At 41.3% G+C, this 22,913-nt stretch carries 19 protein-coding genes; 12 read left to right on the plus strand and 7 right to left on the minus strand.

The window, feature by feature from the left end; translation table 11 throughout:
- Positions 1 to 141: 141 nt before the first annotated feature.
- Positions 142 to 1,470, minus strand: coding sequence for a KamA family radical SAM protein (locus KDN43_RS01050; protein WP_238867857.1), 1,329 nt, complete (start codon positions 1,468 to 1,470; stop codon positions 142 to 144).
- Positions 1,471 to 1,900: 430 nt separating this feature from the next.
- Here KDN43_RS01050 and KDN43_RS01055 point away from each other — a divergent pair, with 430 nt between their 5' ends.
- The 12 genes from KDN43_RS01055 (at position 1,901) to KDN43_RS01105 (ending at position 14,749) form a co-directional block, all read left to right on the plus strand.
- Positions 1,901 to 2,518, plus strand: a complete 618-nt coding sequence (locus KDN43_RS01055; protein ID WP_238867858.1) for a GNAT family N-acetyltransferase — start codon at positions 1,901 to 1,903, stop codon at positions 2,516 to 2,518.
- A complete protein-coding gene (gene argG / locus KDN43_RS01060; protein WP_238867859.1) occupies positions 2,515 to 3,705 on the plus strand; it encodes an argininosuccinate synthase in 1,191 nt (396 codons plus the stop codon). The genes KDN43_RS01055 and argG overlap by 4 nt, the downstream gene beginning before the upstream one ends.
- Positions 3,698 to 4,672 (plus strand): N-acetyl-gamma-glutamyl-phosphate reductase, encoded by a 975-nt coding sequence (gene argC / locus KDN43_RS01065; RefSeq protein ID WP_238867860.1) that lies wholly within the window; start codon positions 3,698 to 3,700, stop codon positions 4,670 to 4,672. The genes argG and argC overlap by 8 nt, the downstream gene beginning before the upstream one ends.
- A 180-nt stretch (positions 4,673 to 4,852) precedes the next feature.
- A complete protein-coding gene (locus KDN43_RS01070; RefSeq protein WP_238867861.1) occupies positions 4,853 to 5,983 on the plus strand; it encodes an aspartate aminotransferase family protein in 1,131 nt (376 codons plus the stop codon).
- Between the two features lie 74 nt (positions 5,984 to 6,057).
- The gene (locus KDN43_RS01075) at positions 6,058 to 7,014 is read left to right on the plus strand and encodes an N-acetylornithine carbamoyltransferase (RefSeq protein ID WP_238867862.1); all 957 of its coding nucleotides are present in this window, start codon (positions 6,058 to 6,060) and stop codon (positions 7,012 to 7,014) included.
- 58 nt (positions 7,015 to 7,072) lie between these two features.
- Complete coding sequence (gene argB / locus KDN43_RS01080; RefSeq protein WP_238867863.1) at positions 7,073 to 7,864, plus strand: acetylglutamate kinase; 792 nt, start codon at positions 7,073 to 7,075, stop codon at positions 7,862 to 7,864.
- Positions 7,865 to 7,917: 53 nt separating this feature from the next.
- Positions 7,918 to 8,979, plus strand: coding sequence for a M20/M25/M40 family metallo-hydrolase (locus tag KDN43_RS01085; RefSeq protein ID WP_238867864.1), 1,062 nt, complete (start codon positions 7,918 to 7,920; stop codon positions 8,977 to 8,979).
- Positions 8,980 to 9,079: 100 nt separating this feature from the next.
- A complete protein-coding gene (gene argH, locus KDN43_RS01090; RefSeq protein ID WP_238867865.1) occupies positions 9,080 to 10,396 on the plus strand; it encodes an argininosuccinate lyase in 1,317 nt (438 codons plus the stop codon).
- A 286-nt stretch (positions 10,397 to 10,682) separates the two neighbouring features.
- On the plus strand, positions 10,683 to 10,814 hold the full coding sequence (locus KDN43_RS16520) for a helix-turn-helix domain-containing protein (RefSeq protein ID WP_407681800.1): 132 nt from the start codon (positions 10,683 to 10,685) through the stop codon (positions 10,812 to 10,814).
- Positions 10,815 to 11,442: 628 nt separating this feature from the next.
- Positions 11,443 to 12,456: a phosphate acetyltransferase gene (pta, locus tag KDN43_RS01095; protein ID WP_238867866.1), complete on the plus strand. Its 1,014-nt coding sequence runs from the start codon at positions 11,443 to 11,445 to the stop codon at positions 12,454 to 12,456.
- A gap of 89 nt (positions 12,457 to 12,545) precedes the next feature.
- Positions 12,546 to 13,526 (plus strand): 3-hydroxyacyl-CoA dehydrogenase family protein, encoded by a 981-nt coding sequence (locus tag KDN43_RS01100; RefSeq protein ID WP_238867867.1) that lies wholly within the window; start codon positions 12,546 to 12,548, stop codon positions 13,524 to 13,526.
- Between the two features lie 17 nt (positions 13,527 to 13,543).
- On the plus strand, positions 13,544 to 14,749 hold the full coding sequence (locus KDN43_RS01105; protein ID WP_238867868.1) for an acetate kinase: 1,206 nt from the start codon (positions 13,544 to 13,546) through the stop codon (positions 14,747 to 14,749).
- Positions 14,750 to 15,099: 350 nt separating this feature from the next.
- Here the strand turns inward: KDN43_RS01105 and KDN43_RS01110 are convergent, their stop codons facing one another.
- From KDN43_RS01110 to KDN43_RS01135, 6 genes are all read right to left on the minus strand, one after another.
- On the minus strand, positions 15,100 to 18,000 hold the full coding sequence (locus KDN43_RS01110) for an ATP-binding protein (protein WP_238867869.1): 2,901 nt from the start codon (positions 17,998 to 18,000) through the stop codon (positions 15,100 to 15,102).
- Between the two features lie 181 nt (positions 18,001 to 18,181).
- Positions 18,182 to 18,865 carry a TapB family protein gene (locus tag KDN43_RS01115; RefSeq protein ID WP_238867870.1) on the minus strand — a complete coding sequence of 228 codons (684 nt, stop codon included), beginning with the start codon at positions 18,863 to 18,865 and terminating at the stop codon, positions 18,182 to 18,184.
- A 52-nt stretch (positions 18,866 to 18,917) separates the two neighbouring features.
- Positions 18,918 to 19,631, minus strand: a complete 714-nt coding sequence (locus KDN43_RS01120) for a hypothetical protein (RefSeq protein ID WP_238867871.1) — start codon at positions 19,629 to 19,631, stop codon at positions 18,918 to 18,920.
- Between the two features lie 237 nt (positions 19,632 to 19,868).
- On the minus strand, positions 19,869 to 20,453 hold the full coding sequence (locus KDN43_RS01125) for a Yip1 family protein (protein ID WP_238867872.1): 585 nt from the start codon (positions 20,451 to 20,453) through the stop codon (positions 19,869 to 19,871).
- A gap of 276 nt (positions 20,454 to 20,729) precedes the next feature.
- The gene (locus KDN43_RS01130) at positions 20,730 to 21,377 is read right to left on the minus strand and encodes a hypothetical protein (protein WP_238867873.1); all 648 of its coding nucleotides are present in this window, start codon (positions 21,375 to 21,377) and stop codon (positions 20,730 to 20,732) included.
- A 164-nt stretch (positions 21,378 to 21,541) separates the two neighbouring features.
- A complete protein-coding gene (locus KDN43_RS01135; RefSeq protein WP_238867874.1) occupies positions 21,542 to 22,840 on the minus strand; it encodes an OmpA family protein in 1,299 nt (432 codons plus the stop codon).
- Positions 22,841 to 22,913 lie beyond the last annotated feature (73 nt).

The following is a 22,913-nucleotide window of genomic DNA, read 5'->3' on the forward strand; positions in this document are numbered from 1 at the left end:
ACACAATCTGCTCATTACTTAATGAAAACAATCCAGTTTAAACAGCAAAATAAATAATAAATCGGTAAATAATGTGTTAATTATTTAAAACGTTGATCTTTTTGTTGATAAATTGAAATAATCAGGGGTAAAAGAACACTTTTAAAATATAATATCTGTGTTCTTCTCATTTTTCTTCAGCTGATTATTCTTCTGATAAAAAAAATATTTTTCACCGAAAGCTGGTTTTAACTCATTAAACCAGGTAGCTTTTTTATCATACGCGGCGAAAAAAGGAATATCCACTAAGTCGGGATTACGACACTGAAGGAACCTAAGTACAAACACTTTTTCCCCTCTTACCTCTGTAATACCCATAATCTGAATTTTACCCGGGTCGGCACTCATGCTTGGGCCGCGTACAGTACGGCAAACACCGCTAACACTACGATAAGCTTTACGGAATATATTCCACGCTTTTTCCAGTGAAACTTCGAAAAATGCTTTTGAGCCAGTATCACGCGCTATGAACATATAATAGGGAATCATGCCCTGCGCCACCTGCTCTTTCCACATGTCGCCCCATATAACGTGATCATCGTTAATATGACGTAAGAGCGGCGATTGTGTCCTTATCTGTGCACCTGTATTCTGTATCCTTTCCACAGCCTGCTTCACAGCATCGGTAGAAAGTTCTGCCGGATGATTGAAATGAGCCTGAAAAGCAAGATGTTTGCCAGCTTTTTTTACTTTTTCGAAAAGACGTAACAAATCGTCTGCATCCTTGTCCGTCAGAAACCGATAGGGCCAATAGGACAGCGTCTTTGAACCTATACGGATATTCCGTATATGTGAAAATTCTTTTGTCAGCAGTGGTTCAATATATGCAGAAATAATGTTTGCCTTTGCAGTAAGCGGATCACCACCTGTAAAAAGCACATCGGTAACCTTAGTGTGTGTAAGAAGATATTTGTGAAGAAGACCGGCCTCTTTCATTGCAAACTTCAATTCATTCATCCCGATGAACTGCGGCCAGCGGAAACAAAATGTGCAATATGCATGGCATGTTTGACCCTGGCTAGGAAAAAAGAGCACTGTCTCGCGATATTTGTGCTGAATACCGTGCAACCTGATACCATCTAAAGCAGGAACGTTGTAACTTTGTCCGGCAGGATTGGGATTAAGCTCCATGCGAATTTCGTTAACTTTATTTTTTAATCCCGGTTCATCATCTGCATAAAGCAGTTTTTTAACCTGCGAGTAATGATTTTTCGAAAGCATCTCTTTTCTTGGGAAAGTAAGGGTGAAGATAGGATCTTCCGGCACATTATTCCAGTTTATCAACTGCTCCACAACATAGTTATTAGATTTAAAAGGCAGCACTTGGCCTACAACTTCGATAGCCTCCTTTTCATCTTTGCTTAATGAACTTAATTGTGGTATATCTGTATAATTCCGCAAGATATAATTTCTATATTTGATTGTTTCCATATTTTTAAACGTTACCATAATGGGTGAACTTCAGAAAAATTAAAGTCACGTAGCACCATGGGATAAGAAGTAATTATTGTAGTTCGGAAATCAAAAATAAAACAAAAGCATCAAAAAGACAACTCAATTAACGCATTTTTTGCTTTTTTTATAAGCCAAAAAAACAGTTTGATATTGTTTTTCATCCTTTACAAGAAAAGATTTTCTCAATAATACCACTATTTATAAATATAATGATTACTTTTGCAGTCCGATGAAAATGTTATTTAAACATACACACTTCCGTAAAGCAACAGACTTAGTCCGACGATGCTTTTAAATTATACAGGCAATATTTTGTCTGTATCCTCTCCTTTTATCTTTTTTCGCCAAAAGGTTACTTGTAACAACAAATATCAATTTATTTTATTATTATTATTATTGTTTTAGGATGAATGTAGAAATTCATATAGCAAACAGCAACTTCATAGGTTATGCGCAGGAGATTTGCGATTTAATTTATGAATCGGCACAAGCCCGGGGTACAGGCATTGCAAAACGCAGTGCAGAATATGTTGCTGAAAAGATTGAAGCAGGCAAGGCAGTAATCGCCCTCGATGGCGATAAACTGGTGGGATTCTCATACATTGAGACGTTTAGCCACAAACGGTTTGTGGCAAATTCGGGGTTGGTGGTGCATCCCGACTACCGTAATCAGGGGCTGGCAAAGAGGATCAAACGTAAAATCTTCGATCTATCACGAAGGCTTTATCCAAACGCCAAAATATTCAGTATAACCACCGGCCTGGCGGTGATGAAAATGAATACCGAGCTGGGATTCAAACCAGTCACTTTCTCAGAACTAACCGACGATGAAGAGTTTTGGAAAGGATGCCAGGGTTGCAGGAACTACGATATCCTGCAACGCAACAACTATAAAATGTGCCTTTGTACCGGACTTCTTTACGATTCGAAGACACAGCCGGCGGTGCAGGCGAGCCCCTTCGCAAAAAAAGTGGTGAAACCGGTTATTAAGAGAAGAAAAGCAAATAAAATGTTTAAAAAATGAAACAAAAAGTAGTTTTAGCATTCAGCGGCGGCCTGGACACGTCGTTCTGTGTACCATGGCTCATTAACGAAAAAGGGCTGGAAGTACATACGGTAATAGTTAATACCGGAGGCTTCTCCGATGATGAGTCGAAACGCATTGAAGAGCGTGCTCTCACACTGGGTGCCACATCACACACATGCATTGATGCTGTTGATGATTATTATGCAAAAGGCATCAGGTACCTGATATTCGGGAATGTGTTAAAAAACAACACTTATCCTTTGTCTGTAAGCTCGGAGCGATTCTTTCAGGCTATGGCAGTAATGGAGCATGTAAAAAAACTGAATGCCGATTTCGTTGCACACGGGAGTACCGGTGCCGGAAACGACCAGATACGTTTCGACCTGGTGTTTGAAGTGCTTGCACCTGAAGTAAAAATAATTGCTCCCATCAGAGAGCTGGCACTTTCGCGCCAGCAGGAGATAGATTATCTGAAAGAGAAGGGATTCGACTTCTCCTGGGAGAAATCTAAATACTCAATCAACCAGGGTATATGGGGAACAAGCGTAGGAGGTGTGGAGACTCTTAAATCGTCGGGAGTACTGCCCGAAGAGGCCTACCCGTCGCAGGTTACCGACTGGGGTACTGAACGAATTACAATTGGTTTTGAAAAGGGAGAGCCTCTCATTCTGAACGGAGAGAAGATGAATCCCGTAAATCTGATACACGCCTTGCATCAGAAAGCTTCGAAATATGGTATCGGTCGCGATGTGCATGTGGGCGACACCATTATTGGAACAAAAGGGCGCGTAGCCTTCGAAGCGCCGGCACCACTGATTATTGTAAAGGCTCATCACCTGCTCGAGAAGCATGTTCTTACCAAGCAGCAGCTCTACTGGAAAGATCAGCTTTCCAACTGGTATGGCCAGCTGATGCATGAAGCTCAGTACCTGGAGCCGGTTATGCGTAATATTGAAACATTCCTCAACGATACACAGAAATTTGTCTCGGGTGAAGTGGAGGTGGAACTGCGCCCCTATCATTTCGCGGTTTTAGGCTGCTCAAGTGATTATGATCTTATGAGCCCAAGATTCGGTGAGTACGGAGAGACAAACAAATCGTTTTCGGGAGAGGATGTAGTGGGATTTACGAAAGTTACTGCCAATCCGTTAAAAATATATTATACCATTCACGACAATGATTAATGTAAGTATTGCAGGAGGAACTGGTTATACGGCAGGTGAACTGCTGCGTATCCTGCTGCGCCACCCTGAAGCGAACATAGAATCGGTTATAAGCACCACCTCGGCGGGTATGCAGGTTGCGGAGATCCACCGCGACCTGCTAGGTGAAACCGATATGGTGTTCAGCCATACTTTTATCAACCCAGATCTAATTTTTCTATGCCTGGGACATGAATTGTCGCGAAACTTCTTGGAAATGAACAATGTACCTAAACGGTGCAAGATTATTGACCTTGGAAACGATTTTCGCAACAAGCCACTGTTTAAAGACAGGGAGTTCGTTTTCGGGCTGTGTGAACTGAACAGGGAGAAACTGCGCAAAGCAGGCAATGTTGCCAACCCAGGTTGTTTTGCCACGTCAATCATGCTAGCTTTATTGCCGCTAGCATCAAAGCAGCTGTTAACAGACGAAATTCATGTACATGCCATCACTGGCTCTACAGGCGCTGGCAAAAGGCCAGGTGAAACAACCCACTTTAGTTATCGGGATAGCAATATTTCTGTTTACAAACCTTTTACTCACCAGCATCTGGAAGAGATCAGAAACACGTTGATTAACGCCGGCAGCCAAGGATTGCCACAGATCAACTTCGTACCCATGAGGGGAGATTTTGCCAGAGGCATCTTTGCCAGTGTTTACACAAAATTCAACAGCACAACAACTGAATCAGAAGTAATCAGGTTGTACAAAGAGTTTTACAAAACATCTCCCTTTGTGTTCGTTTCTGATGTGCCGGTTTCTCTCAAAGAGGTTGTAAATACCAATAAGGGGCTGTTACATATTGAGTTTCACAACGGATATATCCATATCACCTCCATAATTGACAATCTGGTTAAGGGTGCTTCGGGACAAGCGGTACAGAATATGAACCTGATGTTCGGATTGGAAGAGACAATGGGGCTGAAGTTGAAAGGAAGCGCATTTTAATATGCCAGCATAATTATTTGCTTTTTAGTGCAAAATTGTAATATCTATTTTATGAGTCTCCTCCTGAAAGTCTCTTTCATTGTAAGAAGGCAAAAGATGATACTGTTATTCAATGTGATATAAATAATCATTTCTGATTTTCAGTTTTTTGGGAGCATACTCTTATTATTATAAAACGAAATGAACTTATTTAACGTATATAGTTTGTGGGATATTGAGCCTGTACGGGCGCAAGGATGCCGTGTATGGGACAATGAGGGAACAGAGTATCTCGATTTTTACGGAGGCCATGCGGTCATTTCAATCGGACACTCCCACCCGAAGTATGTAAAAGCCATCAGTAGCCAGGTTGAGAAGATAGGCTTCTATTCTAACTCCGTACAAAACTCATTGCAGCAGGAGCTAGCTGATAAGCTGGGAGAGATATGCGGATATCCCGGCTATTCACTATTTCTCTGCAACTCAGGTGCCGAAGCTAATGAAAATGCACTGAAGCTGGCATCTTTTCACACAGGTAAAAAGCGCGTGATAGCTTTCAACGATGCTTTCCACGGCCGTACCTCGGGTGCAGTTGCAGTAACCCAGAACACAGCTATTCAGTCCCCGTTCAATTCCGGCCATGAAGTCACTTTTGTCCCGCTTAACAATATTGAAGCGGTAGAGACAGAATTGATAAAGGGCGATGCAGCAGCTGTAATTATTGAAGGGATACAGGGTGTAGCTGGCATCTATACACCTGAGGACTCTTTTCTCAAGGGGCTGCGTGAACTCTGCAACCGGTACAACACCCCGCTGGTGCTCGATGAGATTCAGTCAGGCTACGGCCGTACCGGAGATTTTTTTGCTCATCAGTCATCGGGTATCCGGCCCGACCTTATCACCATGGCAAAAGGTATGGCAAACGGATTCCCGATAGGAGGAGTACTTGTCTCCCCGGCGTTTGAAGCAAAGAAAGGGATGTTAGGAACTACCTTCGGTGGAAACCACCTTGCCTGTGCAGCTGCAATAGCTGTGCTGGATGTAATAAAAGAGGAATCGTTAGTGCGAAATGCCGAAGAGATGGGTAGTTATCTGAAAAAAGAGCTTTCTGCAATTGATGGTATAAAAGAGATCCGTGGACGTGGGCTGATGCTGGGCGTTGATATGCAGCCGCAATATTCCAACGTTCGCAACCGGCTACTGTTCGAAAGCCATATCTTTACAGGCGGTGCCAGGAATAACGTTATGAGGTTATTGCCGCCCTTGACGATATCGAAACCAGAGATTGATATTTTTATTACTGAACTAAAAAGTTATTTATATAAAAACTAATGTCATCACTACTTTCCAAATCACGTAAAATGGGATTGGACAGACACGGCAGAAGTTAAAAAAATATTCATAAAATGAGAAACTTTACATCTGTTCACGACGTCGGCGACCTTACTGTGGCGCTCCGAAAAGCAAAGCAGGTAAAGGGAAGTCCTTTTGCCGACCAGGAGCTTGGCAAAAATAAAACCCTTCTGATGATCTTTTTCAACTCAAGCCTGCGCACGCGCCTGAGCACACAAAAGGCAGGGTTGAACCTTGGCATGAATGTGATAGTGCTCGACATCAACCAGGGTGCATGGAAACTCGAGACCGGAAAAGGAGTAGTCATGGATGGCGACAAGCCTGAACATATTCTTGAAGCGATACCTGTAATGGGTTCCTACTGCGATGTGATAGGAGTGCGCTCGTTTGCCCGTTTCGAAAACAAGGCAGATGATTACAACGAAATAATATTGAATCAGTTTATTAAATATTCAGGAAAGCCGGTTTTCAGTATGGAAGCAGCCACACGTCATCCACTGCAGAGCTTTGCCGACCTGATTACGATAGAGGAGTACAAAAAGAGAGAGCGCCCAAAAGTGGTACTTACCTGGGCCCCTCATCCACGTGCCCTTCCACAGGCCGTTCCCAACTCGTTCGCCGAATGGATGAACGCTGCCGGTTATGATTTTGTAATTACTCATCCCGAAGGATATGAACTTGATGAGAAGTTCACCGGCAATGCAGTAATAGAATACGACAAGGAGAAAGCTTACAAGAATGCCGACTTTATATATGCGAAAAACTGGGCAGCTTACCGTGATCCCAACTATGGCAGGGTTTTAAGCACCAACCGTGAGTGGACTGTGGACAGCCGGAAGATGGCGCTGACCAACAATGCTTATTTCATGCACTGTCTGCCGGTACGCCGCAACATGATTGTAAGTGACGAGGTAATAGACAGCCCACAGTCTATTGTCATTCCCGAAGCAGCCAACAGGGTGGTTTCGGCACAGGTGGTATTGAAAGAGATATTGCTGGGAATGCTATAAGCTATGCGTGCAGACTAAATTTGCAATGCGATTGAATATCAATACTTATTCTCAAAATATGACGGAAGATAAAAGAGCACCCCTTTCAATAGTTAAGATAGGGGGAAATATTGTTGATAATCCTGAATCGCTGGAAGCGTTTTTGTATGACTTCAACCGGTTGGAGGGACGGAAAGCTCTTGTACACGGTGGTGGCGTGATGGCTTCAAAGATGGCAGAACAACTTGGCATTGAGACGAAAATGGTTCAAGGGCGCCGTATTACTGATGAAGAGACTCTAAAGCTGGTTATCATGGTCTATGCAGGATGGATAAATAAGAATATTGTAGCATCACTGCAAAAGATTGGATGCAACGCCATCGGTCTGTCAGGCGCTGATGGAAATAGTATCCCTTCCGTCAAACGTTCTCCTGTACCGATCGACTTCGGCTTTGTGGGTGATCCGGATCCCGAAAAGGCCAATGCTGAATTTATTTCGCAACTGATCGAAAGCGCCGTCACCCCCGTTTTTTGTGCAATCACACACGACGGGAACGGCTCACTCTTAAACACCAATGCCGACACTGTTGCCTATACTGTAGCAACAGCCCTCTCCAAAAAATACCGCACCACGCTCTATTACTGCTTCGAGAAAGAGGGAGTTCTGCGTGACGTGGACGATCCGGCAAGCCTTGTTAAATCTATGAACAGAGCTGAATGCGAAGCATATAAGCGACAGGGAATAATTGCAGACGGCATGATACCAAAACTTGACAACTCATTCAAAGCAATAGAGGATGGCGTTTTGGAAGTGGTTATTCTGCATGCGAAAAATCTGCTTTCAAAAAAGGGAACAATACTCCTGGGATAAAATAATAGAATGTAACAAATTGCAACCGTAATAAATTTAACTCAAGCTGAATTATGCAGGGTGACTATATACAACATGCGACGGAACTGTTGAGAAAGCTGGTTTCGATACAATCTTTTTCGGGTGAAGAGCATCGGCGAAGCAATTTCCTGACAAAGCTTTTCAGCGAAAAAGGGATAGTACCCGAACGGGCCGGCAACAATCTGGTTGTACGTCAGCCCTTTCATGACAGGTCGAAACCGACCTTAATGCTGAATTCACATATCGATACTGTACGCCCTGGTGCCGGGTACACATTCAACCCTTTCACCCCTCCCCACTCTATCACTCACATTTACGGCCTGGGAAGTAATGATGCGGGTGCAAGCGTTGTATCAATGATTTATACTTTTCTCCATTTTTATGAAATATCGCTACCGTTCAACCTTCTGCTTGCCCTTTCCACGGAAGAGGAAAATTCAGGTTCCAATGGCATGCGGTTACTCTGGCAAAAGCTCTCGGACGAGGTGGATATGGCTATCATAGGAGAGCCCACCGGTATGAGGGCTGCAGTTGCAGAACGGGGACTACTGGTTATTGATGGCGAGGCGACGGGAATAAGCGGACATGCCGCACGGAATGAAGGGATAAATGCCCTGTATATTGCTCTGGATGATATCACCACACTGAAATCTGTTAAATTCGAGAAGGTTTCCCCCTCAATGGGAGAGGTAAAGCTAACCGTAACTCAAATAAGCGCGGGCACACAACACAATGTAATTCCTGGCAAGTGCAGCTTTGTAGTGGACATACGCCCCACAGAGATGTACACCAACCAGGAGATCATGGAAATATTGCAACCGAAAGTGAAAAGCGTACTTCAGGCACGCTCCCTTACCAACAGGAGCTCGGCAACCCCTTCCGGTCATCTTTTGCTGCAGTGCGCTAATAAGCTGGGCATTGAAACATACACCTCACCAACCACATCGGACTGGATGCGCATCTCCTGTCCTGCCCTGAAAATGGGACCGGGAGAATCGGAACGATCACACAAGGCCGATGAGTTTGTTTTGATCGAGGAGCTGGGAGATGGAATCAACGGATATATCAGTTTTATTGAAAACTTAATGGTGTAACATTTACAGTTTTCTACCTTTTTTTAAAAGGGAGGATAAATTCACTACTATACGAAACAGACAATATTGATGTAAATAAGCGATAAAAAAATAAAGGGAGATGGCAAAAATATGGAACAAAGGCTTCGATGCCAATCAGAGAGTAGAAGATTTCACAGTGGGTAATGACAGGGAGCTCGACCTCCGCCTGGCAAAACATGACATCCTTGGATCGATGGCACATATCAAAATGCTTGTGAAGATTGGACTCCTGGAAGCTGGTGAGGAGAAAGTTCTCCGCAATGAACTGCAGAATATATTATCAGAGGTTGATAAAGGAGAGTTCCGCCTCGATGATGATGCCGAAGATATCCATTCACAGATTGAAGCTATGCTTACCCAACGGCTGGGAGATACAGGCAAAAAAATTCACTCGGGACGTTCACGCAACGATCAGGTACTGGTGGATATCAAGCTTTTTCTTAAAGAGGAGATTTTTCATATAAAAGAGGAGGTGATTCAGCTGTTTGAACTTTTGCAATCGCTAAGTGAAAAGCATAAAGATACACTTTTGCCGGGGTATACCCACGCACAAATAGCTATGCCTTCTTCTTTCGGTCTATGGTTCGGTGCATATGCAGAGACATTGGTTGATGACATGCATACGCTTGCAGCAGCATGGCAGGTAGCTGATCAGAACCCTCTGGGATCGGCAGCAGGCTATGGCAGTTCCTTTCCTCTGGACCGTGAAATGACTACCCGTGAACTGGGCTTTGCCACCATGAGCTTCAATGTGGTCGCCGCCCAGATGGGGCGCGGCAAAACAGAACGAATAGTTGCCCAAAGCATTGCGAATATTGCTTCCACACTTAACAAACTTGCCTCTGATAATTGTATGTACCTTTCAGGTAACTATGGTTTTATCTCATACCCTGATGAGTTTACTACTGGATCGAGTATTATGCCTCATAAAAAGAATCCCGATGTGTGGGAACTAATACGGGGACACAGCAATCGCCTGCAGAGCCTGCCCAATGAAATAACATTGATGACAACTAATATGCCGCACGGATATCATCGCGACTATCAACTGCTGAAAGAGGTGCTATTCCCGGCACTGGAAACCCTGCACAAGCTCCTGCAGATGACCTGCTTTATGCTTGATCATATCTCGGTTAACGAGGATATCCTTTCCGATCCACGGTATGAATACCTCTTCACCGTAGAAGAGGTAAACAAACGCGTATTGCAGGGTGTCCCTTTCAGAGAAGCCTATCAGCAGGTAGGAAAAGAAGTACAGGAGGGTTCCTTCCAGGCTCCTAAAAAAGTACATCATACCCATGCCGGGAGCATCGGCAACCTATGCACTAAAGAGATCAGGACAAAGATGGAGAGAGCTGCACAGGCCATAAATTGTGATCCGGGAATTATCTCTTGACCCTATTCAATAAAAGAATTGTATCACATTAAATAATCCGACAAAACTCAGGATTTCAACAATAAAAATGGTTTTCTCCCAACCCTGCTCCCTTAAGGGAGAATGCCAAAATCGGTAACTGCTGCAGCCGTCGGCAGGGACCATAAAACTGTTGCTGATAACATTTATTTAATCCATACACCAGCCTTTATTTATGACACCAAAAACAACTATCCTGTGGATGTTATTGCAGCATAAACATCTGTTTTACTGAAAATATCAAAAGAGGTAACGATCGCGCACTCAGCTGGCCGAATATTTTGGTGTACAGCAACAATCGCTAGCCCGTTCACTTAAAGTGATGGAAGATGAGGAAATAATCCGGCTGAAAGGGCGTGTTGTGAAAGTACTAGAAAGAAACAGGCTTATTGGGGAGTGACAATATGCTGATTCTGTTTTTAAACTATTTTAATATATTTGGTGTGATTTTCTAAACTTCTCGTAACAGCAACTCTTTTGCCTTACAAAATGCCACTTTATCTGCTCTTTTTTTCGTACTTTTGCGGAGATTACATTTTATTTTGAAACGAGGATAAGAATCACTTACAAGCGGATGTTCCATGAGTGTATTTGAAAATAAATAGCTTTAATTGTATGAAATTATATCCTGATCATAATTTGAAAACCAAAACAAATATTAATCTATTTAGTTAAGCAATACAAACAGAGGACAAACATGCTTGAATGTTTTCGACAAACAAAGTGCAGAAAGCAAATTTACCTGTATTTATACCGTTGCCGGGATTTATGCGTTATTCAGTTCAAACAAAGAAGAAGCATGCCGCTATTTTGACTCAGCAGGTTAAAATTGAACTAAATTCAAAACAAACAAGTTTGCTCACAACATTGCAGAGCGCTGATTATTTATTAAAATAGCATACTGCAAACAAGTTTGCATTATTGCCGATAGAATTCTTTTCAGATAGGCGATAAACGAAAAAAGAGTTTAATAGAAAAATGTTATTGCGAAAATCAGGTTGAAAGAAATAGTCAAATATTAATAAACAATGAACTTACTAGAGAGCATGATCGAAAAGGCAAAAACGAATAAACAAAGAATCGTATTGCCTGAAGGGGCCGAAGAACGAACTTTAACGGCGGCCAATCAATTAATTCGTGACGGTATTGCGGAAATCATTCTTCTGGGAGCCCCAGGAGAGATTCAGATACTTGCAAAAAAACTCGGACTTGAAAATATTGACAAAGCTGTTGTCATAGATCCGAAAAAGCACGACAAAAAAGAGTCGTATGCAAACCTGCTGCTGGAACTGCGCAAAAAGAAAGGGATGACACCCGGACAGGCTGCCATGCTAGTAGAAGACCCACTTTACCTTGCATGCCTTATGATAAAGAACGGTGATGCCGACGGAGAAATTGCGGGAGCACAAAACACTACCGGCGATGTACTTCGCCCCGCACTGCAGATTATCAAAACCTCCCCTGGAGTGAAAGTGGTCTCTGGTGCTTTCATCATGTTTACTCAGACTCCGCAATACGGAGAGAACGGAGTCCTGCTGTTTGCCGATTGTGCAGTTGTGCCAAATCCAACTGCCGAAGAGCTGGCTTCAATTGCTGTTGCATCGGCACAGACAATGAAGAGCCTCACTGGAGTTGAGCCACGTGTAGCGATGCTTAGCTTTTCCACCAGGGGAAGTGCTGAACATGAGATGATCGATAAAGTACGCGAAGCAACACGGATAGCCCGGGAGACTGACCCGCGGCTTCTTATTGACGGTGAACTACAAGCCGATGCTGCGCTTGTCCCAGACGTTGGCTCGACAAAAGCACCTGGAAGCCTCATCGCAGGTAAAGCCAATGTGTTGGTATTTCCAACACTTGAGTCAGGTAATATAGGATATAAACTGGTGCAGCGGCTTGGCAACGCAGAAGCTGTAGGGCCCATACTTCAGGGAATGGCTGCTCCGGTGAACGACCTTTCACGAGGCTGCTCGGTGGAAGATATTTACAAAATGGTGGTTATAGCTTCCAATCAGGCAATTGGAATGAAAAACAACATATAAAACCAAACGACAAGCAATCAGTTAAAATGAATCTAGGACTTTACTCTTGCATGTCTGATATTATATAACTAAAGAAATTTACAAAACATATGAATGAAATGATTATAGAACCTATCGAAGAGTACGGGCTTACTATCACTGCAGAAAGCAAAAATAAGCCATTATTCTCAAAGATAGGGGTTGTTGGAGCCGGCAAGGAGGGAAGAACAATTATCGACAAGGCTGCAACAGCAGGAATGGAAGTGGTTTTCCTTGATGAATCTCCTGAAAGGATAGATTATGTGATAAACGAGATAGGGAAAATAATGGATCATAAGATCAGCAGCTGGGGGTTGACACCTTCTGAAAAAAAGATTATTATGAACCGAATCACACCGACTCTGGTATATGAAGACTTTGCCGGATGCGACCTGGTGATTGAATGTACCCGGCATTCGGAAAGCGGCCGCAGGAGTACACCACTACGAAAAAACATTTTTAAAAAACTGGAAGATGTACTCGACACCGATGCCATCATCGCAACCAACGGCTCCACAGTAATCATCAGCGAGCTGGCCGCCGACCTTGATCACAAAGAGCGCTGTGTAAGCCTGTACTTCCCTGTCTTACACCCTGACGCACGAATACTGGAAATTTCGAAGGGGATGTACACATCTGAAGAGGTTTATCAGAAGATGGAGATCTTTGCCAAACTCATTAACTACAAGCCACACCGCATTAACGAAAGCAATGGGAACGTGAGCCTGCGCCTTTTAGTGACAATGCTGAACGAAGCTTGTCAGACTCTCCTTGAGAGAATCAGCTCCATGGAAGATATTGAAGAAACATTCACCATCATTTACGGGCAACGTTACGGAATTTTCCGCATTGCGGACATTGTTGGCATAGAGCGGCTGGTCACGCTAATGGAAGCCATGTTCAGCGATTTTGGCGAAAAGCATTACAAGCCCAACCCTCTTCTTTGGAAACTATACCGCTCCAATCAGCTAGGCGTACGTACAGGAAAGGGCTTTTATATATACGATGAAAACGGGAATCCGGTTTCAACAAATAAAACGGTATTTAATTAAGGAGAATTACAGACATTATGAAGATATTAGTTTTAAATTGCGGAAGCTCATCAATAAAGTACAAGCTTTTTGAGATGGAAAGCAAAAAGGTGGTTGCACAGGGAGGTATTGAAAAAATCGGGATGAAAGGATCCTTCCTCAAACTAACATTACCGGACGGACAGAAAGTAATGCTCGAAGGAGAGATACTGGAACATCGTGCAGGAATTGAATATATACTTGGGGTATTACTCAGCGAGAAATATGGATGCATCAAATCATTGAAAGAAATAAATGCCGTTGGGCACAGAGTGGTTCACGGTGGCGAGCGTTTCAACTCAAGTGTACTCATTACCGACGAAGTGATTGAGATGCTTAACGAGTGCATTGAACTGGCACCGCTCCACAATCCGCCCAACCTGAAAGGTATCTATGCAATTCAGGAGCTGATGCCCGACACGCCACAGGTAAGTGTTTTCGATACTGCTTTTCACCAGACTATGCCAGACTATGCCTATACGTATGGTATCCCCTACTCTCTTTACGAAAAATACAGTATCCGTCGTTACGGTTTTCACGGTACCAGCCACCGTTACGTATCTAAACGAGCGTGCGAATTTCTTGGCGTTCCATACGAGGAGCAGCGCATAATAACAGCCCATATTGGAAATGGAGGATCTATAACAGCTATCAGAAACGGGAAATCCATTGATACAAGTATGGGAATGACCCCCGTGGAAGGATTGATAATGGGTACACGCTCAGGTGATGTTGATCCTGGTGTGATCTCATACATTATGGAAAAAGAAAATATGGGTACGAAGGGTATATCCACACTATTGAACAAATTTTCTGGAGTACTTGGCATTTCAGGCATATCCTCAGATATGCGCGAGATTGAAGAAGCTATTAACAGCGGGAACAAAAGGGCTATCCTGGCAATGAATACTTACAATTACCGCATCAAAAAATATATAGGATCTTATGCCGCCATTCTTGGAGGTGTTGATATACTCGTGTTCACTGGCGGTGTTGGCGAGAATCAGGCTGTTACCCGAAGTTATGCATGCAAAAACATGGAATTCATGGGCATTGAACTCGATGAAAAACTAAATGCCTCAGTACGTGCAAAAGAGGTAATCATCAGCAAACCATCTTCAAAGGTAAAAGTGGTAATCATCCCCACTGATGAGGAGCTTACAATCGCTAGAGACACATTGGAAATCCTTCAAAATAAAAATTAAAGCAGAATAAATACCGTCCCGTGAGATCGCCTCAGGGACGGTGTTTTTTCTATTTGAAATAAATAATCACATAATCAATACTTCGGTAATTATTTTTCAAACACCTTGCAATCAGCTAAAAGTACTACTGGGTTTCGAACAGGCCTATCTTGTTGTTAATTATTTGATTATGCGACCTATGGATGCTTTTTTACCGGACTGTTGATATAATAGTACGCTAAAATTATCTTAATTCCCATATAGTACGGTATTTTTTTAATTTTCTCCGAAAACTAATCAGATGTATAGCCTCTTTCCGGTATCTTTTTAAATCTAAAGCCTGCTTATCTATTATGAAAGAACTATTAACATCATCTTGGTAAACGGCGGTATTGAGAAGGAGTGACGTTTGTTAATTTTTTAAAGGTACGCGAAAAATAGGCCATGTCATAGAAACCGCACTCCTCGGCAATCTGACCGATTGATTTATCCTCTGTTACCAGCTTCTTTTTTGCATGCTCAACTCGAAGTCTGAGAATAAACATCGATGGTGTACAACCTGCAACTGCGCTAAGCTTTCTGTTAAGCTGCGAACTGCTGATGCAGAGTTTTTCAGCAAGCGAAGTTGAAGTAAAACCAGAATTATTAATATCTTTAAAAACAATATCAGTCGCTTTTTTAAGAAAATTAATATTTATGTCGTTTATATTCAAATCATCGCCTTTGAATAAGGATTGCATATATTTCTCCTTAAGCAAGCGCCTGTTTTCAAGCAGAGCTTCTATCTGAATTAATAACTCTTCGTAGTGAAACGGTTTTTTTATATATGCATCGGCGCCACATTTCATACCTTTAAGGCGATCGTCAATTGTTGTTTTTGCCGTTAATAAAATTATCGGGATATGGTTCAGTAGAGCGGATTTGCGAATTTCACGACATAGAGCAAAACCATCCTTATTAGGCATCATTACATCTGAAATAATAATGTCGGGTATCAACTCGTTTGCAAGTTCCAGCCCCTCTGTACCATCCCTAGCCGTAACGGAATTGTATTCAGCAGGCAGCAATGCTTTTATATATAGTACTACGTCATCGTTGTCTTCTATCAGCAAAACTGTAGGGGAAATATCTGATCTTCGCCTGTTGATAATTTTACCTTTAACATCCTGAGACTCTAAAAAGATATTCAAACCTGTATTGACTTTCATGGAAGAGGGTATCCGTTCATTCTCTTTTGGAGTCCACACAGATATATTATTCGTTTCGGACTGTTGCAAAGGAAGTGAAACGATAAAAACTGTCCCTTTTTGTTCTGCACTCTCTACCTCAATTTTTCCGTTCATTATTTCAACCAATTGACGTGTATAACTGAGCCCGATACCACTGCCATTATTTCTTTCGGAATTATTACCCTGATAAAAAAGATCAAAAATATATTCCAGATCCGATTTAGGTATACCATCTCCAAAATCCTGCACCTTAAGGACCGCTTCTTTGTTTTTTATTTTTGATATTACCACGTGAATCTCTTTCCCCGGGCCACTGAATTTTATTGCATTCGACAACAGGTTCTGCAGGATATCATCAACATGATGTGGAATAAAATCCATCTCAATAAGAGGATCACTGCTCGTAAACAACAATTTTATATCTTTTTCTTTTGCGTAGAGGCGAAAAGAATCTATAACCATGTTCAGATAGACAACAATATTGCCTTTTTGCCATTTGGGATTATCAGAGCCTGAATTTATTTTCGACATACTCAGCAATTGATTTGTCAGTGTAAGCAGATGCGCTCCCTGCCTGTCAATCGCCTTCAAATATGCTTTCGATTCATGTTGTGTAAGATTACTCTCCGACTGCATATGATTGCTAAGTCCGAGGATAACGGTCAGCGGAGTGCGGAATTGATGAGTTATATTGGTAAAGAAACTTGTTCGTGCACTATACATGTCCCTGAGTATTTTGTTGCTCCTGGTACGCTCCATATAGGAATAAAAAAGGGCTATAAGCAAAAAGACAAGCAATATTAACGATATTCCTGAAGCGTATATAATGGTCCTCTTTTGTCGCGCTACCATCTCGTTACGAAGATTCAGGCCCGATATGTATTGCATGTTTTTATCACTTTCGTAATTTTGACGTACATCAATCACCTTATTATATTTCTGCATATTCTGAATACTGTCCTGAAATTGTTGGCTTTTCTTATAATTGCTTAATGCTGTAGCGTAATTACCACGTTTAATATTATACTCATGGAGCAAATTATAAACTTCTGCGAGATGTTTTGGCGACTGAATGGCTTTGGCTGCCTTATCAGCAATTCTTATATACCTTATAGACTCAACAGAATCATTTTTAAGCAGCATTATACGAGCAATGGCTAAGGTTGAATTCAGCCAGTGCCATGTATCTGAAATATCGCTCAGTATATTATATGCCATCAGATATTCACGTTCTGCCTTATCATACTCGTTCTTTAGCTCGTAAATATGTCCTAAGTGAATATAACACAAGCCTATTCCCAACTGCGATTTAGCTAGCATGTTCTTTTCCAAGGAACGTTGATAATATGCAAACGCTGAATCATACATCAGCTTTTTTTCAATAACAGTACCAATATTTGCATAATTCATGGCCTGACCAAGATTGCTGCCCAATGTTATTTCCTCCGCCAGTGCTTCCTTGAACATCCTCTCGGCTTCATCAAGATTTCCAAATGAGAGGTGAACATTACCGATTCCATTAATTGCCATGGCACGGCTTTTACGACCAACATATTCATTTTTAGCCGAGAAGGACTCGGCCATCTGAAGTGCCTGATAATGATAATCGGAAGCTTCGGGCAGAGCCTCTATTCTCCTAAAGTTGGTCCCGATATTATTGAGAGCCTGAATAATGCCGATTGTATCATTTATCTTGTAAGCTGCAACTAGACCTTGCTGGTGATATGAAATAGCTTTAGAAAAATCTGAAGCTTCCCGCATCCTTTCCCCCAGCACCTTACAGAGCACGGATACTGCCAAGTTATCACGATCGATAACGCTTTTCCCCAAAAGCAGCCTGATTGAATCTGTAGGAAAACTATCGTCCGAAATCTTCTCTTCCCAGATTCTTTTCTGATCATACATGAGTTGCTGCTGTTTTTCATTTTCCGAACAGAAAAAAAACAAGGAAGTTATCAGCAGGAAAAATCCTGCATTGATAAACAGTTTACACCACATAGCACGTGGGTTTACCGAACAGTTAATTGTCCTAATTTTCAGCACTGTGACTTTATTTTATTGCAAAAATAACAAATAATCAGGTATTAAAAAATATTTTAATAAAAAAATGTGAATTTGGAATTAAGCACCCTTCTTAAATGTCTCTTATATTATAAATAATTATTTTTTATATTCAGGGTTATCGGGGTAGGCTCAAATTAATATTGTTTAAAGATATGGATCCCTATTTTTTAAGGGATGTCAAGATGGTATAACCTATAAGATTCTCCTTTTTATCATAGCTCTCTGATTTTACCATACCTACTCCGGCAGCATACCATTGAATGTTTTTTCCAGAAGTGGATATTCCCATTGCTTTGCCAGAAACATCTCCCGAAATCTTCATGCAGGAAAATGTACCCGCCGGCACAGTAATATCTTCAACTGCTTCTATGCGGCGATTGGTTATTTTTGTTGCCATTTTCATGGAAATAAATCCCATCTCGGCAGTTATTGTAATGTCAGCATCAGGCAAGGTTTGACTGGCTTCGCCAATTACAGGTATCTCCATGCCATTTCCTTCAATTATAACGGAAGCAGGTATCTCTCCATCCTGTTGAAAAGCAGCCTTATTCACGAAACTGCTCATATCAAAATACATTTTGTCTCCAACCTGTTCCATTGTGATGCGATCTGAAAATGTAAGTTTATCCTTTTCATCGTAAGATGAAACCAAATAAGTGACTGAAATTTTATTACCGGAGTCAGCTATTGATTCAAGCAGATAAACGTTCTTCCCTACAGACTTACCCTTTTTGTCGAAGTTCTGATAAGTCATCACTGTTCCCTGAGCAGGGAACAGTCCCTTTTGAGCTGACAGTACAAAACTAATACAAAGCACAATGTTTAAAACAACTATTCGTTTCATAATTTATTTCAATTATATGTTATGACGGTTCAGAATATTTAAACTGTAAAAACTAAAATTCATATAGTTCGGTAATATTATATGAATTGTAGTCATATATTTTCATCAACTCACCAGTATGCATCATGATGTAATCTAGCCAGAGTCCGTAGCTGGTTTTAACATTATATGACTGATAAGCAATTCTGTTTGCCTCGTCCTGAAGCTCATTAATCTTTACTCCACAGGAAACAAGTTCACCAAGCATGTTACGATATTTGACAAGGAATTCTCTGCATATCATTCCCAACTCCAGGCACCTTTCTGCTACAAGGTTCTTAATCTTATCCCTAACATTGCTAGTGTCCTTTCCCTGGGCAATAGCATTTCTAAGCTCATTATTCAACGGTTCTAATATTTGCTGGTACTTGGTTTCCACCGAAATTATGTTTTTAGACTTATCCAAAAGTATCTCATTCAGTTTGGATTCGGCCTGCCTCTCTGTAAGTTCAATCTCTTTCAATAATCCAAAGTACTTCCTCTGAAGTTCACCACCTGATGGTTCAAACAAAGCCATGTTCGACTTAGCATCTTTAAGAGCATCATCTTTTTCCCATTTTTCTTTGACCTGAAGTTCCACCATCCTGTCCTTCAGTGCAGACAGTCTTTCTACCCATTTTGCAGCAACATCAAGCCTCTCACCGCATATATTCACAGGGATGGGAGGCAACTCTTTAATAAATGACCAGGGATCATCGCCTGCATCAGCGTAACCGGGAACCATCATAAATGCACATAACATCAATATGTTAACTATCTTTAATTTATACGGTAAAATGCTATTCTTCATATGATTAATTTATTTATTTCGCAACGGTTTAAGAAACATTTTCATTATTAAAACAACAATTGCAAAAACGGATTAATGACCATATTAATCATTTTATTATCAAAAAATTCTGTAACTCACGGAAATTTTAAGATACAGGAATTTTGATGCTCTCAGTAATGGCTGTTGTCTGTATCAACGCCAATAACTGCCAGTGCCAATCAGCTGAGCAAGAATTAAACCCAAAACCAGCGAAATAACTATCATCGCCAATAGTGAAACAACAAAATAGGTGGTAGCCTTTTCATCAGTTACCTTCATCATGGGTTTAACACCAAAGTATAAAAGAAACAGTCCGTAAATTCCCGCCACTCCTGCCAACATGCTCAAGCTGTAGTGAATATAAAATATTCCGCCAACACAAACCGGGGTATAGCAGTAAGCAGCAAGCTGAAATGCTCTATTAAAATCTTTTACACCACCGTATTTAGGAGCCATAAAATTAAATACAGCTGCAGTAAGGTATGCTCCTCCTATTACTGAAATAAAATGCTGTATTGCATATCTAACTCCCCAGAAGATACCTCCCCCCACTCTAACTCCAAGAAAGTGGTAACCGATCAGTCCATAACCTATAAAAGATGCGACCACAGGAATTAAAGACAGCCAGATCAAATATGTCATCAACACTTTAGTATGGGAGTCATTTTCAGATTCAATCACGCTCCATTCATCTTTGGGAGTGAACAAAATTTTTCTTGCTCTTTCAATCTGATTCATATTTTTATTAATTTTAAATAAATTATTTTCGATTTCTTTTTTTCGAGTCCCCTCCATAAAATCTCTTTTATTAAATATGGACCAAAGCAGATGTTGATTTTCAATGAAATATGAATAATCATTTCTGATATTTTGGATTATATGAGCAGGCTCTTTTCTGATAATTCAATATAATAATCAAGTTAAATACCCAGAGCCAACTCTGTTGGCAAGCAAGTTAAATGTCAGGAATCAACTCTGCCGGCAAGCAAGATGTTGGCTACGAAAGATTCATGACTACTCCATGAATTTAATATCACCTGGTATCTCAAACTTTTCAGCCGGCGGCGCTACCTCTTCAACCGATATCACCCTGGTGTTAGACTTAACTCCCATAGCCTCACCTTCCATACTCATCATCACATTACCGAACATAATATATTCCATCTCGGTACCCTTGTCGCTTTTTATCCTCATCTTTTGACACTTGTACCCAAGATAGTCCACATCGCCCAATTTCTCAATATTCATCTTACCCGATAACTCAGCTGACATACCCTCTACATCAACACCCATTGGATTTACTGATCTAGTCATTACATAATGCTCACCGGTTCCTTGGTCGAGATCTATTCTCCAATGTTCGTCACCTTTAATGATCTCAAGGGTGTGTGAGGAGTAGTCCTCTCCCATTATCTCCATTGGAACTGTTGTCTCGATAGCTTCCCAGTCACCCCATTTATCGAAATAGGTAACGGTATTAACCTCAACACCCATTGTTTCAGAAGTTGAATGAATTATTCCCTGTGCCAAGGGGTATCTCTTTTTGGAAGCGTCCCCTGCAAGCTCTTTCATTGTTGTTTCATCCTCCGGCTTGCTTTTTCTGTCGCCTCCGCATGCTCCCAACAACAGAGAAAACATTATTACAAAAATTATCTTTCTCATGCGTAAATAATTTAAATATTAAAATTCTCAATAACAGTTCGGTAAAAATTCATTTAATATCAATATAATCTAACAACTACGCTGTTCGCATTAAAAAGCATATTAAACACCAATAATAAATTAACAATCTGCATTCTGTCAGCCCTTCTGCAAATTAAATAATTTTATATCTTTACAAACTCAACACGTCTGTTTTTAGCCTTATTCTCAGGTGAGTCATTAGGAGCAATTGGCTCTCCCTCTCCAGCTCCTGACGTTTCCAGCCTGGCTGGCTCAACGCCGAAAGATGTAACCAGTTCATTTTTAACCGACTCTGCCCTTTTGGCTGATAGTGTCTTGTTGAGATTATCATCGCCGTCACTGTCGGTATGGCCAATAATTCTAACCCTTACTCCGGGATTATCACTTAGGACACCGGCAATACTCTTCATGGTGGCATAAGACTCTGGTTTTACTTCGGCCTTGTTCACATCAAAATAAATACCGTAACTCACCAATTTACCTTCAGTAATAAGTTTACTGCGCGTATCGGGAGAAGCTGTAGTTATCTTAAGATTGGTAATATACGGAAAGCTGTATGAATCCCAGGCTGAAAAGCGGAAGCGGTTAAAAAGGGTACCCTCGTAAATGTTGGTAGGTATGTCCAGTACTTTCTGACCTTCGTGATAGATGCGAACACGACGCTTTTGTATCCACACAATCACATGGTTCACTCTTTCAAGTCTTACCGGTTTAATTGTCGATTTCCCATTTATCCACTCTTTGTCATCACTGTATCCTTTGGTCTCCCAACAATCACTCATCAGCCTGATATGCAAACCTCCAATACCGGGATAAAGATCATCGTTCATCTCTTTGTGCTCTTGCTGATCCTCCTGATAAAATGTGAGCTGTGTCCCATATTTGTATTCATTGTCAGGAATAATGTCGAATTCCATAATAAAATTATCAGGGAATTTAACGGAATGCATATAACAATAGGTGGCATCCTCTCCATACATATGAAACCAATGGCCATCGGATATATTAACCGTTTTTACCTCACCACCACTATTGGAAGTCCAAGTTGCAGGAAAATCTCCGATAGCATCACTGGAAAAATCTTCAAAATATAAAATCTGATCGCCCGGAACAAAATCATAACTAGAAAAAGATTGCAACACCGTAGATCCTTTTTCATCGGAACCAGATACTGTATGATCATGCTCAGATACATCATCGTTTTCATCCGATTCCCGTTTACGTACATCCGTGTTATCCTCATCACCTTTCTTAGTGACAGACTCTTCAGCCCTGTCTATCACCTTGTTAGTCACTTCATCTGATTTTCTTTCCACCTTCTCCTCTACAGCACGCTGAGCAGCATCTTTGGCAGTATTGCCCAGTTTCTTGATCCAGCTCTGTGCATTTGAAGTAAATGATAGCAAAAATATCATGCTAAGGAATAAAAGTAATTTTCTCATGACGCTCATTTTTTGTTATAAAGTAAATGTATTTACAAAAATATATGGTTATGTGTCTAATAAATACCCCCAA

The organism is Proteiniphilum propionicum (assembly GCF_022267555.1).
In the GTDB taxonomy this organism is placed as follows: domain Bacteria; phylum Bacteroidota; class Bacteroidia; order Bacteroidales; family Dysgonomonadaceae; genus Proteiniphilum; species Proteiniphilum propionicum.